11 protein-coding genes are annotated in these 12,908 nt (G+C 61.8%); 5 read left to right on the top strand and 6 right to left on the bottom strand.

From position 1 onward, the window contains the following. Positions 1-8: 8 nt before the first annotated feature. The 3 genes from EXQ71_07400 to EXQ71_07390 all read left to right on the top strand — a co-directional run bounded on the left by EXQ71_07400 (position 9) and on the right by EXQ71_07390 (position 2,670). Positions 9-593, top strand: a complete 585-nt coding sequence (locus EXQ71_07400) for a class I SAM-dependent methyltransferase (GenBank protein ID MSO87330.1) — start codon at positions 9-11, stop codon at positions 591-593. 197 nt (positions 594-790) lie between these two features. Continuing rightward, the gene (locus EXQ71_07395; protein ID MSO87329.1) at positions 791-1,927 is read left to right on the top strand and encodes a glycosyltransferase; all 1,137 of its coding nucleotides are present in this window, start codon (positions 791-793) and stop codon (positions 1,925-1,927) included. A gap of 2 nt (positions 1,928-1,929) precedes the next feature. Next, positions 1,930-2,670: a class I SAM-dependent methyltransferase gene (locus tag EXQ71_07390; GenBank protein MSO87328.1), complete on the top strand. Its 741-nt coding sequence runs from the start codon at positions 1,930-1,932 to the stop codon at positions 2,668-2,670. 7 nt (positions 2,671-2,677) lie between these two features. On the opposite strand, the gene EXQ71_07385 is transcribed toward EXQ71_07390, so the two are convergent. Genes EXQ71_07385 through EXQ71_07375 form a run of 3 tightly spaced genes read right to left on the bottom strand, consistent with a single transcriptional unit; the run spans position 2,678 to position 8,111 of the window. Then, positions 2,678-4,273, bottom strand: a complete 1,596-nt coding sequence (locus EXQ71_07385; GenBank protein MSO87327.1) for a hypothetical protein — start codon at positions 4,271-4,273, stop codon at positions 2,678-2,680. Next, complete coding sequence (locus tag EXQ71_07380) at positions 4,270-4,830, bottom strand: sulfotransferase family protein (protein MSO87326.1); 561 nt, start codon at positions 4,828-4,830, stop codon at positions 4,270-4,272. Before EXQ71_07380 ends, EXQ71_07385 begins: the two co-directional genes overlap by 4 nt. Further along, positions 4,827-8,111, bottom strand: a complete 3,285-nt coding sequence (locus tag EXQ71_07375; protein MSO87325.1) for a hypothetical protein — start codon at positions 8,109-8,111, stop codon at positions 4,827-4,829. Before EXQ71_07375 ends, EXQ71_07380 begins: the two co-directional genes overlap by 4 nt. Before the next feature lie 135 nt (positions 8,112-8,246). Here EXQ71_07375 and EXQ71_07370 point away from each other — a divergent pair, with 135 nt between their 5' ends. Both EXQ71_07370 and EXQ71_07365 read left to right on the top strand, forming a co-directional pair. Further along, a complete protein-coding gene (locus tag EXQ71_07370; GenBank protein ID MSO87324.1) occupies positions 8,247-8,678 on the top strand; it encodes a hypothetical protein in 432 nt (143 codons plus the stop codon). Further along, on the top strand, positions 8,675-9,448 hold the full coding sequence (locus EXQ71_07365) for a hypothetical protein (GenBank protein ID MSO87323.1): 774 nt from the start codon (positions 8,675-8,677) through the stop codon (positions 9,446-9,448). Before EXQ71_07370 ends, EXQ71_07365 begins: the two co-directional genes overlap by 4 nt. Here EXQ71_07365 and EXQ71_07360 read toward each other — a convergent pair. The 3 genes from EXQ71_07360 to EXQ71_07350 are packed head-to-tail and all read right to left on the bottom strand — an operon-like array spanning position 9,431 to position 12,907. Beyond that, the gene (locus EXQ71_07360) at positions 9,431-10,252 is read right to left on the bottom strand and encodes a hypothetical protein (protein MSO87322.1); all 822 of its coding nucleotides are present in this window, start codon (positions 10,250-10,252) and stop codon (positions 9,431-9,433) included. The genes EXQ71_07365 and EXQ71_07360 overlap by 18 nt on opposite strands. Further along, positions 10,245-10,979: a hypothetical protein gene (locus EXQ71_07355; protein MSO87321.1), complete on the bottom strand. Its 735-nt coding sequence runs from the start codon at positions 10,977-10,979 to the stop codon at positions 10,245-10,247. The genes EXQ71_07360 and EXQ71_07355 overlap by 8 nt, the downstream gene beginning before the upstream one ends. Further along, entirely contained in the window at positions 10,979-12,907 is a 1,929-nt protein-coding gene (locus EXQ71_07350) for a methyltransferase domain-containing protein (GenBank protein MSO87320.1), read from the bottom strand. The genes EXQ71_07355 and EXQ71_07350 overlap by 1 nt, the downstream gene beginning before the upstream one ends. Position 12,908 lies beyond the last annotated feature (1 nt).

Genomic DNA, 12,908 nt, shown 5'->3' with positions numbered 1-12,908 from the left:
TAGCACCCATGCCGCAACCCATACCGCCCACCAATTCCCAGCGACGGCGCTTCCTGCTCGAGATGCTGCCCCCGGAATCAGTGGGAGCCGAAATCGGGGTACACCTCGGGGACTTCTCCCAGGTCATCCTCGAGACGGTGGCGCCGCGACAACTCCACCTCATCGATCCATGGATCTACAACCCCGCACCCGAGTATGAGCGCGCGATGTACGGGGGACGCTCCGAGGGCGGACAGAGCGAGATGGATGAGCGCCACATGAGTGTTCTGAGCCGGTTTGGGCCGGAGATCAACCGCGGGCAGATCATCATCCACCGAGGCGAATCAGCGGAGATACTCGGGGCGCTCCCCGATGCGTCGCTGGACTGGGTGTACATCGATGGAAACCACACCTACGACTTTGTAGTCCAGGATCTGCGCCTCTCACTGGCCAAGACCAAACCGGGCGGCCTCGTTACTGGCGACGACTACGGCGAGGGGGGTTGGTGGGATGGTGGAGTAAAGCAGGCGGTGGACGAACTAGCCGAGAGCGGAACCGCCCGGCTCCTAATGATCCAAAATGGTCAGTTCGCCTTTGCGGTGACCGGAACGTAACGGTTCACCGTTCGAGGACCGCTGCGCTGAACAAGCACCGGCTCCTACCCCGCCGATCGGTTGCCCATATTCTGACTCTGGCCCCTTCGGTTGGGTCTCCCCCTACGTGGTGTCGGGCGAAACCCAACCGGTGGGACGCGACAAGGTGCGTCTGCTCATCAGCACCCCCGTCTGCCGGCGGTTCTAGAATCCGAACCATGGCTGACGATATCGAGGAACTCCGGGAACTGAAGAAGTTGGTTGCCGAAGGTCCGGTGGCCCAGCAGGTGGCCCTGTCCCTGGCGGCGGGCGCAGTGCTGCGGGGCCGTCTGACCGCCAACGAGGCTGCCCAGGCCGGCGCCTTCTCCACCGCAGAACTCCATAAACTCATGGGCACCTCGACCCAAGAAACAGCCCGAGCCATCCTCGTAAGCATCGTTGTCCCTGCCTTCAATGAGCAAGAGAATCTGGACGCCCTCTGGGCACGCGTGGCTCCAGTGCTTGATGCAGCGGGCACCGGGGAGATGGTCATCGTGGACGATGGGAGCACGGATGCCACCTGGTCGGAGATTCTTCGACTCGGGGCCATCGACCCTCGCGTTCGGGGCATTCGGCTGTCACGGAATTTCGGACACCAGGCCGCCCTCACCGCCGGGATGGCAAGCGCCCAGGGCCAAACCGTGTGCTTTGTGGATGCCGACCTGCAGGATCCCCCAGAACTTTTGGAGCAAATGTTGGAACACTGGCGGGCGGGCAACCACGTCGTCTACGCCGTGCGGCGCACCCGTCAGGAAGGTCTCGTCAAACGTCTGGCCTATCGCACGTTCTACCGGGTCTACCGCCGCCTCGCGAATATCGACGTCCCGCTCGACAGTGGCGATTTTGCCCTCCTCGACCGGGTGGTTGTTGATGAGTTGCTCGCCCTCCCCGAGCACAACCGGTTCCTACGAGGACTGCGAAGTTGGGTCGGTTACCAGCAGATCGGGCTGGAGTACGACCGCGAGGCCCGCAACGCTGGCACACCGAAGTACACGACGCGCCGCCTCTTCCGCCTCGCCTTCGATGGGCTGTTGTCCTTCTCTACCCTGCCCCTGCGGCTGGCCTCTTGGCTCGGTATCTTGGCCGCCCTGGCGGGGTGCGTTTACATCGGAGTTGCCCTGGCCTTTCGCGTTTGGTTCGGCGGTGTACCCGAGGGATGGACCTCCATCATCGCAGTGATCCTTACCCTTGGCGGCATGCAACTCATGATGCTTGGGATCCTCGGCGAGTACCTCGCTCGGGTCTACGACGAGACGAAAATGCGACCGAACTACCTCGTAGCTGAGACAAGCAACCATTCGGCCGGTTCGTCCTAACCATGGACCGGGCGCTCTACGACGAACATGCACAGCTAGAGACCAACCACTGGTGGTTCGTGGGGCGTCGGGCCATCATCCACTCCACCCTCAGTCAACATCTGCCAACCACCACCGGCAACACCATCGTCGATGTGGGATGTGGGACGGGAGGAATGCTGCCGATGCTCGCCACCTTCGGCCAGGTGACCGGCATCGAAGGCGACCAACTGGCAGTGGAGCATTGCCGCTCCACCTTCGGTCAGTTCGAAGTTGCCCACGGGCAGATCCCCCACGCCATACCCACTGAGGGCACCTTGACCCTGGCCACGGCGTTCGACGTCATCGAACATCTTGATGACGATGTGGGGGCACTCGTTGCGCTCCGAAGATCGGTACGGCCTGGCGGAACTGTGGCGGTGACGGTCCCGGCATTGTCGTGGTTGTGGAGCGACCATGATCGCGCCAACGGCCACCGCCGCCGGTACACCCGCCGAGTTCTCCTGGGGGCCATCCAACAGGCCGGGTTAGAGGTGCGGCACGCTTCCTACTTCAACACGATCTTGTTGCCGCCGGTGGCCGTTAGCCGCCTTGCGCAACGAATCCACGCGCCGGTCGTCGAGCCGGAATCAGACTTCTCAATGCCCCCATCACTGCTCAACCGAATCTTGACCGGCGTGCTTCGCTCGGAGCGGAGGATCGCGGCACGGCGAGGACTACCCATTGGTGTATCGCTGATTGCCATCGCTGAGCGTCGGTTGTGACCAACGCTCAGACAGCGCACTCTTGCGTACCCTTTGAGCGAACCCTGAAAATCACGCCATCATCGACGACCGCCACTCGCTCCAGATCGACCACGGCTCGAATCTCTCGCAACGGAACCACCCGGTCGTTCCCAAAGAGGTAATAGACCAGGTAGGTCGCTTGAGGACTGCAAAGGACGTCGTCCACAAATGCATCGAGTTCCCCCACTGCGGGCGCGCCCCGATAACCACTATCCCGCGGCGCCCACTTGATGGGCTGCAGGCGGGCGCCCGCCCAGAGTCGGCTCACCTCGTTACTGAACACGTTGACCGGCGCCTCCCTGCTCAAGATTTCGGCGGCCACGACGGACAGTTCAGATTGGGTACTGGCGTCGGCGTTGTACCCAATCCCGTTGGTAAACCCATCTCGAACGTTACCGATCGTCGTGATTACAGGGCCCGCCCAGAACAGCACCGCCGCACAACCAACGGCCACTGACCACCGGCGTCCGGCATGGCGGTTTAGGAGGGCCGCCAGCCCGGCAGAAGCGAGAGCGAGGCCGGGAACGTATACCGGCGACAGATAACGAGAGTTTGTGGGTTCGAACGAGGTAGCCACCGACGCCAGGGTCAAGTAACTCACATAGACGATGGCGAAGGTCGTACACGCCAGCAGCTGCCCGCGCTGCACTCCTCCAGTTGTTTCGTCGCAGTCCGACCGAAGCACCCACCCCACCCCGACCATGATGAGCCCCACTCCCACGATGCCGATCACAGTCAGGACGCGCGTGGATGGGTCGAACATTGGAACCGCCCAATCGCCGAAGACGGCCCCCGTGCGAGCGGCCACCACCCGAATCGAATCCGGCGATGGGGAACGGCGTCCCATATAGGTTCCGTCGGCACCGTAGTTTCGTAGGATCCACAAGATGGGAAACGACATGCTCACCACCCCGAAGGCAGCGATGCGCGTCAGCACTCGTCGATCCAAGGGACGGATAGCGGCCAGCATCGAAACTCCAGCCGCCGCGATCAATGCCGTTCCCGCATAACGGAGAATGAACGCCATCCAACAAAGGCCGGCTAGTCGCAGCACGTCAGTGGCAGTGAGAGCGCCGCGCTCCCATATGTCGCCCAGCACGAAGAGAAAGATAAGGGTCACGACAATAAACGGGGGCTCGGACCAGGCCATCGTGGCCACTCCCAGCAACACCGGAGATACCGCCAGCATGGCGGTGGCTCCGAGTTCCACCCCCCGATGAGGAACCACCCGCTGCAACAGGCGACTGCCCAGCCCCACGATCAGACCAAACGACACGATCGATACGATCCGCAGCATCATTTGAGCCCCGATCCCTCCCACCTCCCCTAGCGCCGCCAGTAGTGGGAGTCCCGGGGGGAAGATCGTGAGCGCCTGACCGCTGACGGCCACCCAGTCATCGCCGTTCGCGATGTTGATCCCCGCCGACAGATAGTTCACCGAGTCAACCGATAGTCCTGGGCCTTTGCGCGTCGCCAGGGCGGCCAAAAACATCGCCGTTCCGATCGCCACAATCCGCACCCAAGCGAACGGCTTGAGCCCTCTATGGAGCGAGCCGTGGTGAGAAGCGGTCAACTCAGTCATCGCCGGAACGGAAACGGATCAGATGGAATGGCGACACCGAGGAACGGACACAGTTGATCCCACCCATCGCCGGCGGTGACATCGAATACCAGCAGATCTGCGGGACGGGCAGCGAAATAGGACCGAACCCGGGATTCGTGTTCGAGTGCTTCGGTTCGCCACCCGATGAGATCTACCTCCAAGAACGTACCGTTGTATTCACCGCTAGATTGCATCGCCTGATTCGCCTTCACGTGCATCTCTCGACTGGCGAGCCACTCCTCGATGGGGCGCACCGTGAGAATAAACTTACTGGCGGGGTATTGACTATCGAGCACGTCGAAGTTCGTATTCAGCGCGTGAATATCGGAGTAGGCATCGGCGTCCTCAAGCCCCTCGAGCAGCGGTCGGCCCGCCGCCAGCGACTGCTCGACCGCCGCCCGAATCTCTGGCCCCCGCTGCACGGCCGTCGGCAGATTCGGCCCTCCCCAGTGGACGCTTCGAAAGCCCAAGACCTGCAGGGCATCGTGCAGCGACCGCGTCCCTGTCTTGTTCAGGCCCACGCAGAAAATTTTCATCGGATCCGCTTGAGGAATCCGCCCGGGTTGAACGTCAGGGAGTACCGCTCCGGCTCGTAATCTATGGCGAAGTTACCGTGACGCCCCAAAATCAGCTTCACCGCTTCAAAGGGCCCGGGGCCAAAGCCCGCCCACACCGGATTCCCATTGACCGCGGTGTCGGTGACGATGGCGTACGACCCCACCGACACGAATGGGGCGTAGGCCTCAAACTCCTGCTCCGTCGTGTTCCGATGGGCGCCGCTCCCGACCAACACCAAACCATGGGGGTCCTTCCCCACCAGTTCCCGCACCTGCGCCACGGTTGACTCCAGGGCGGGTACGGCATCGATGTAGGTGAGCAGTGAGTGAACCGGAAGATCGTCGGAAGGTTGCTCGCCGATCGAGACCACTCGGCCGTGCCCAATGAGTTCACACACCGACGCTAAGAAAAGTGCCCGACCCCCGCTACCCGTGCCAGTTTCGATGACCCAGTCGGGCCGCAGGGACGTGATCAACTGCTGATAGGCGAAGAGGTCAGTAGGGGCGCTAGTTAACGGTCGCCCCAGCCACGTCGTCTCATCCCAGGCCATGCTCCCCCAGACGGCCTCGATGAAGCTCCATCGCAGATCTTCGGGCACGAGAGTCGGTGACGTCGGCAGGCCATCCGGCTCTGGAGCACCAGCCCCGCGGCCAAACAGCTCCCCGCTAAGACGGCGGGAACGGCTGCGCGCGGCGTAGGGTGATCCGACCCGTCCGACGTAATGGAGCGGCTTTCCGGGACCACGAAAGCCGCGACCGCGAAGGTCGGCAAAATGCTCGCCGTACCCGAACACCCGTGCTCGACGCTCATCGGAATCCGGTTGATTCGTACTCACCCCCCCGTGGACCTGATGGAAGGACCCCTCCCCGATAATCGTCGCCACCGTTACCTCAGGAGAGGACCCCAGGCGCTCGTAGAGGTCTAGGTTGGCGAATCCGCCGCCGGCCATGTCGAAGTTCTCATCGAAGCCGCCTACCTGTTCGATTTGTCGCCTCGGCGCGAATAGGCAGTTGCTTTCCCACATGCCATCCAGCCAGTCACGGCCACCGACGAAGTGGCCGATCTCAAACAGGCGATACCCCGCTTCCGGCCAACCGATCCGTTTGAAGAGCCGGTCTTCTGCTGCCTGGTCGTAGCCGCGCCGCATTGCTTCGCCCTGTTGCCCCGGACCCACATACCACTGCTGCGTAGCCACGATGGCGGGCTCGTAGATTCGCAGGCCATCCAAGCCAAATCGCAGCACGCTGGGGGTGAGCACGTGGGCTCCGTCGATCATGAGCGCAAAGGCCTCACCGAGGCCGGCTCGAATGCCAACGTTGAGGGCATATGACGGAGAGGGCCGTGCCTCGTCTCCGAGGTCGATATAACGAAACTCGGGGCCAAAATCAGCAACGAAATCATTCCCCAACCGCTGGTCGGGGAATGATCCATTTTCAACCACGATGACCTCGTACCGAACCTCCTCCAGATCCTCTTGATAAGCGCGCGAGAGGGAACGAAGGGTGCGGGCGGCCTCCCGCTTCATGTTGTAGAAGACCACCACCACCGTGAGATCGATCGCCCCCTCCGGCGCGGGCAGAGCGAGGGGCAGACCCAGCGATGCCATCTTGGCCGCCGCCGAGGTGGCCTGGTCGTCATCGACGCGTTCGGTTTTACGCCACGAGACGGCCACCCAGTCGACGACCTCGAGGGGAGCGTCGATTTCCCGGTCCACCCGGTAGGCCGTGACGGCACGAGCACAGGCCGGGTCCGTGTAGTCGTCAACGACCACGCGGGCTCCCAGCGACAGGCGAGGGTAGAGCGCCTCCAAAACGGCACCAGCGTTCTCGCCAATACCACTTCCCAGGCGCAACAATGCAATATCACCGATATCGACAAACGACGCGGCGGCCCTGAGCGGTCCCTGCAGGAAGCACACCCGATCGTCGAGCAAGTCGAAACGCTCGAAGCCATCTCGTACGAGGTTGAGGTCGCCCTGGAATTCCGTTAGGTCCTCATCGACAGTGCCTGCGGCGCGCAGCGGCGACGGAGACGCTCGGAACTCATCGGCTACCCACACCTTGCGGGCGGCAAGTTCGTGAGCCTCCAAATAGGCCCGTAGGAAAATAGCGCCGCCCCCCCGGCCCGTGCCGCACTCCACCAAATCGCCGGGAACCGCCTCGGCCCGCACCGCATCGAGACAATCTTCAAGATGGTCCAACCGCACACGCCCCATGGGCGCATACGGCAAAAACCCATTGGCACCCTCGCCAGAAATTGCCGAACCGGCGCGCCGCCGGCGCAGGATGCGCTGGTACACACCGGGCTGCGCCCGGACCGGATCGCGTAGGCGATCTGCTTCGACCTTTGCCCCGGTGCGCAAACACCGAGCCAAATACTTCAGGCGAATCTCATTCTCGAGATAATGCTCATCGAGAAGCGCCCCCTTCATGAGTTCGAGATAACGGTTGGCCGAGCGAGTGAGCTTGTCCTGGGCTCGTATCTGGGTGGTGTGCGTGCGGCCAAGTGCACGCAGACGGGTCGACTCGGCAATCTCCAGAAGTGGTCGTAAACCTTCTTCCCCCTCCAGTCGGTCGAGTTCCCGGGCGATCTCAGGATGCTCGGCCAAGCGATCGTCGTCTACCAGGATCGCCAAACCGAAGTAGATCGGAATCACCACCAGCCGTACCGGACGATCGTGCTCGGCAATAAAGTCATCGACCGCCGTCATCACCCCATTGCGGGGTCCGCCCTCCACCTTGGCGTTGCACATCGTTGGGTTCACGCCACCCTGCTTTCGCAATGTCGCTATTCCTGGCCGCATCCCCCCCCGAGCCCAGGGTTGACGGAACTCCTCTGGCACCTGTTCGGGGTTGTAGTACAAGTCGCGTCGGCCATACGGCCACCCCACATCATGAACGAAGATCAGCGGTAGCGGCTGACCAGCGGACCGAGAGACCTCCGAGAGCATCTTGAGCTCGTGGTACACGGTGAACCAGTTGTGGTCTCCGTCCACGAGGGCCGCATCCATCGGCGGAAGCCCCGGCAGTACGTCGTGACTTATCTGGCGATGGAAGTGGTAGCGCCCGGCGAAGGCCTTTTCGTGCTCAGAGGGATCGAAGGCTGGCGCCGGATCGATGATGTGGAGTTCGGCGTCGGGACCCAGCAAATCCAGGATGAGCGCGGTGGTCTCGCCGCGCTCGGCGCCGATCTCTACCACCCTCCGTGATTGACCGGCAGCAAGGACTGGCGCTATCGCCACCTCCCAGAGCGGAAACATCCCAGCGACCCCCTCTTACTCAGGAAATGCGTACCCTAGCGAGGAAATCAACTTCAGCACTGCGCCAGACCATGACTGAGCACGAGATCCTAGTCCTCGTCGACTGATCCTTCTACCTGAAAACAGGAACACACCATGGAGTTCATTCTAGTACCGGTTCCTGCCGAACACGTCCTTGCGGTCATGAAGTGGGTGCTCTTTCGAGCGGAGACCGCCGAAGAGCGCTTTCGACCCATCGGCGATTTCCGCTCGTTGGTTTCTCTCCTAGTCAAGGCCGATCCCGAGCTTCGATTTTGGCTCGGCGCGATCGCCGAAGCCGCTATCAAAAATCAGCCGATCCGACTCCTGGATCTCGCCGGTGACCGCAACCTCACGACCAACGACCTGCTCGAGGCGATTGCCAATCTCAATCAAAGTGTTCTGGACTCGGATCGAGAACTGATAGAGGTGACCACTGAAACCGCGGTGGGGGTAAGCGGAAATACCGGACAGATTGTCCACCTGTCGATGCCACGACAGTTCGCCCTCATCATCCGAGGCGAGATCCGGCGCCAGGCGTCTACATGACCGCCGATACATCACCAGTGCTGTTTATTCATCTGATGAAAACGGGTGGCACTACCTTGATGCGCAACCTCCGCGAGACGTTTGCGCTCGAGGAGATCTACCCGTACCGGGATCTTGACATTCGCCACGAAGATGGCCAGTTAGATATCCAGCACCACCTCTCCGTGCGGTACCTGCTCACCATCTCAGACGAGCGATGGGCCCACATCCGGGTGCTTGCTGGCCACTTCCCATATGTGGTGCACGAAATACTTGGACGCGATTTCCTTACCGTCACGATCCTTCGCGATCCGGTTGAGCGAACGATTTCCCTCCTCCGCCAGTTCAAACGTAACCAGCCCTGGGAGAACGCCAGCGGGTTGCGGCCGAGGGCGGCGCGCACCCTGGAGGCGGTCTATGACGAGCCGCTCGTGTTTGGTCCGCTCATCCAAAACCATCAGACGAAGATCTTCTCGATGACCACCGCCGATAACCCACAGACCTATATGGACGTGATCGAGGTAACCCAGTCCCGATTGGAACTGGCCAAGACAAACCTGGCTCAAATCGACGTCGTAGGGGTAATGGAGAACTTCCAGGAGTTCCTGCGGGAAACCCAGGAACGATTCGGATGGCAAATCGTTCGGGGTGCCAGGAAGAACGCCACGCCCGAGTCCGACATCGAACCCGTCGATCCAGACCTGCGTCGTCGAATCGCCGCCGACAACGCCATCGATGTTGAATTCTATGCGTATGCCAAAGCACTGGTGAAGTCACGTCGGGGGGGTTGATCCGTGAGTGTCTCGCGGGTCATGGGCCGGCCCCGGAAATCGACCAGCCCGTCGCTCCGCCTGGATCAGCAGCGCCTCTTGGCGCTTGGCTGCGCCAACAGAAGCGAGCATTTTCCTCTGCTCGCGCTTCGGGTTGATCCACCCCCGCACCCGGGCGGCGGGAAACCAATAGACCACCATCCATGCGGTGGTGGCACGAGTGCGCCACCTTTCACGCCTCCCCAGCACGCTCTCGTGGATCATTTCCGGCCGCACACACCGGTCGAGCGACAACTGCACATCGGACAGACTGACACCGGGGAGAATCGACCCCAGCGCGTCGTGAAAATAGGCCGCGTCAAAGGCGAATCGAGGAAACTCAAGGATTGTATAGGGCACATCGAACTCGGCCAGTACGGCGAGAATCTCCGCTCTCGCTGAGATAAGGAGGCGTTCCTGTTCAGTCGCGCGCAGCGTTCCCGTCAATCCACCTTGCCGAAATGGGCGCCGTCCATAACTAGCCGCACGAATGCGACTGGCGACGGCCACATCCATCCGGCGGTCGGGAATAATCACGTGGCCGAACTCCACCGCTCCCCCCTCCAGAAGTGCACGGATCCGGAAACCCAGGGTCATGTCCTTTACCACCGTGGGGGCCTCGGGATCGTCGACGCGGCTCTCCAGACCCGCCCGGGCCCTTGGCCGGTAGGCAGAGAGCTTTCCCTCCGCTAAACCCGTGTCCAGCCCGAGATCGTCCAGCAGCTGTACGAGCAGGGTGGTCCCGGCCCGGCCGGTGCCGGTGATCACGATCTTGGGCTCACTCATCGACGGCACCGGGCCCCGGGTCCCGCTCGTTGACCAGCCCGACGGCAAACCGATAGAGAGCGATGTCGGCGCGGTTGTCAGTCGTGATCCGCTCCCGTAACTCGTCAGGCACCGGCGCTGATGAGGTGCGGTTGGCAAAACGTGGCGGACCGAGATTCCAGCCAAAACTCGATTCCAGGTTTCCACAAAAGGTATCGAACTGCTCCTGTAGACCCACCACATCGATGCGCTCAAGACTGCGCTTCGCCGCTTCAAGTCGCTCATCATCGAACGTGACAGGCTGGGTCAGGGGTATTCGACCCATCTCGGCCGCGGTGAGAGAGAGCATCTTCACCATGTGGTTGTCGATGATGACCCGGAGATCAGCGTCGGCATAGATGTCGAGTAGGTCGCGGCCTCGAAAGCGCTCATCAGAGGCCTGGCGGCGCCGAAGCAACGACAGCGTTCGCTCTACGGGATCTCGCAGCACCGTAAAGGTGGTGAATGGCACCCCCAGCACCTCGGCGGCACACAACGGGAAGTGGCCGGTAATCACCCGGAAATCGTTTCCGTGAAGACGAAACTGATCTACCAGGTGCTCAACATCGATCACGGCGGCGACGTTGCCCTGGTCCGCCAGCGTCGGATAGACGACCTCGACCCCGAAGCTTTCACGCAACCGTTGGAAAAGGGCTGTGCCACCCGTCTTCTGTAGATGCACAAAAAAGAAGCGGTCAGGGTCGCTCATCAGCGCTTCGTGCAGCAGAACGTCAGCAAACGCGATGCCTCTGCACTCGAGGACTCAAACCGAATAACCGTCGTATCGAATCCCGCCGTTGCCAGTCCGTCGACAAGATCCCGCCCGAAGTCGTTGTAGACGATGTGTTGGCTGTTGCCCGGTCCGAGGTGATAGCGGGGTTCCAGGATATTCACATCATCGGCACCGCTGGTATCCACTCGCGCCACGGTGACCGCCCGCCAGGGCTCTTGCACGGGGATGCTGAAGATGTGTCGGCCCCCCGGCCGGAGCACGCGGTGTACCTCGGCAAAGCCATCGAAGGGATGGCGAACGTGCTCAAAGATGTCGGAGGTGACCACTAGGTCGTAGGAGTTGTCGGCAAAGGTCAGCGCCATCAGGTCCTCGCAGCGCACGCCATCGCGCGTATCACCAGGGGCCACATCGGGCCAGTAGTCCGACATCACATAACGCGGCATCGTGGTGAAGTGCTGCCGGAATGGCCCGAGCACCCCCGGCTCCCAGAATGACAGCGCCGCGAACTCAGGCTCCTGGACGAGTTCGGTGATCGTGGTGGCACCGTGATGGGCATAACTGCGCAAGATGGCGTCGGCCTGGCCGCGGTAACGCAAAGATGCCTTACACGGCACGCACCGGTAGCCCTCCCGCAACGATGCATTGCGACGGATAAAGGCCTGATGCGTCCCACACACATTGCAGATGCCATCGAAGGAGTCGTCGTCGGGAACACCAGGCTTCGCCGCCGTCGCTGGGGAGGCTGCCGGCTTCCCGGTGGGGGCCACTGCCGGTTTCGACCCCAACGCCCGGGCTTTCGCACGACCCAGCCGGGAGCGAATTTGGCGAATCGGAGAGGGCGCTGAGACGCCGGACTTCGCGGCGCTCACACCCGAAGTAGTAGTCGCGCCGGTGGCAAGCGGCTCCACCGAGGCCAGCGTTGGAATCTCGACCGTTTCGGTCACATAGGCAACGTGATTGCCGTCGCGCTCCACGACAAGATCGGGGCTTCCCGTGATGTGGCTGCTCGCCACCACACAGTGGGGAGACCCGCTTTTTCCTTGGATCACGATCCCCGCAATGCCGTTCGACGCAATGGTGGTACCAACCAGGAACACGTTCGAGGCGTTCGATACCAGTACGCCGACCTCCCGGTTATCGGAGTAATCCCCCGACACGCATACGTTGGTCAATGCCTTCTCGTGATCACCGCTGAGCGAAAGACCGCGCATCGAGCGCCGAGCCACGCCTCGAACCACCACATCACTCAAGGGAGAAAACTTTGAGTCGAGCATGATCCCATTACCGGTGCAGGTGTCGATAACGGCATCCACATAGGCGCCGGTGCCGCCATCGAGATGAATCCCCGAGTGACGTACATCGAGACCGGAGTTCGTCACCACCACGCTCCGGAGCACGATGTCGTCGGTACCGGAGGTGGACACACCGCTCCACCCGAGTTCGTTTGCCTCTAGGCGCTCGATCATCACGTGCTTGCAGTGGTTGAAGTGAAAAGCCGTCTGGCGGATCCCACGCGCCACGACGTCCTGCACCACCAGATGTTTCACCCGTTTGAAATAGCCGCCACAGGCGAAAGTGATTCCTTTCAGATCCACTGGGCGCGGCTGCGTGCGCATGTTGCCCTCAAGGGTGAAGCCACGCAGTTCAATAGCCTCGTTGCCCTTGGCATGGTCGTCGTTGGTGAATACATGACAACTTGAACCGGGAGCCAGCGTGATGGTGGTCGATGCAGCACCGGCGCCCACCAACGACACCCCACTGGGGAGTTCGATGGTTGAGTCCACTACGTGCTCGCCCGGACCAAGGAAGACCGTCCCGCTACCCACGATGGCTGCGACGGCCCGATGGATCGAACCGGGAGAAGCCGGGTCGGCTGTCACGACCAGTCGGTGTTCATTTCCCACG

The organism is Acidimicrobiia bacterium (genome assembly GCA_009694375.1).
Classification (GTDB): Bacteria; Actinomycetota; Acidimicrobiia; order Acidimicrobiales; family VFJN01; genus VFJN01.
The sequence above is the reverse complement of the archived record's forward strand: the minus strand, read 5'-3'. Positions and strand labels throughout refer to the sequence as shown.

Coding starts and splice junctions, on each gene's coding strand:
- EXQ71_07400 (MSO87330.1), top strand. CDS start 9: ATGCCGCAACCCATACCGCCCACCAATTCCCAGCGACGGCGCTTCCTG.
- EXQ71_07360 (MSO87322.1), bottom strand. CDS start 10,252: ATGAGTGAGCCCAAGATCGTGATCACCGGCACCGGCCGGGCCGGGACC.
- EXQ71_07380 (MSO87326.1), bottom strand. CDS start 4,830: ATGAAAATTTTCTGCGTGGGCCTGAACAAGACAGGGACGCGGTCGCTG.
- EXQ71_07395 (MSO87329.1), top strand. CDS start 791: ATGGCTGACGATATCGAGGAACTCCGGGAACTGAAGAAGTTGGTTGCC.
- EXQ71_07375 (MSO87325.1), bottom strand. CDS start 8,111: ATGTTTCCGCTCTGGGAGGTGGCGATAGCGCCAGTCCTTGCTGCCGGT.
- EXQ71_07365 (MSO87323.1), top strand. CDS start 8,675: ATGACCGCCGATACATCACCAGTGCTGTTTATTCATCTGATGAAAACG.
- EXQ71_07385 (MSO87327.1), bottom strand. CDS start 4,273: ATGACTGAGTTGACCGCTTCTCACCACGGCTCGCTCCATAGAGGGCTC.
- EXQ71_07355 (MSO87321.1), bottom strand. CDS start 10,979: ATGAGCGACCCTGACCGCTTCTTTTTTGTGCATCTACAGAAGACGGGT.
- EXQ71_07370 (MSO87324.1), top strand. CDS start 8,247: ATGGAGTTCATTCTAGTACCGGTTCCTGCCGAACACGTCCTTGCGGTC.
- EXQ71_07390 (MSO87328.1), top strand. CDS start 1,930: ATGGACCGGGCGCTCTACGACGAACATGCACAGCTAGAGACCAACCAC.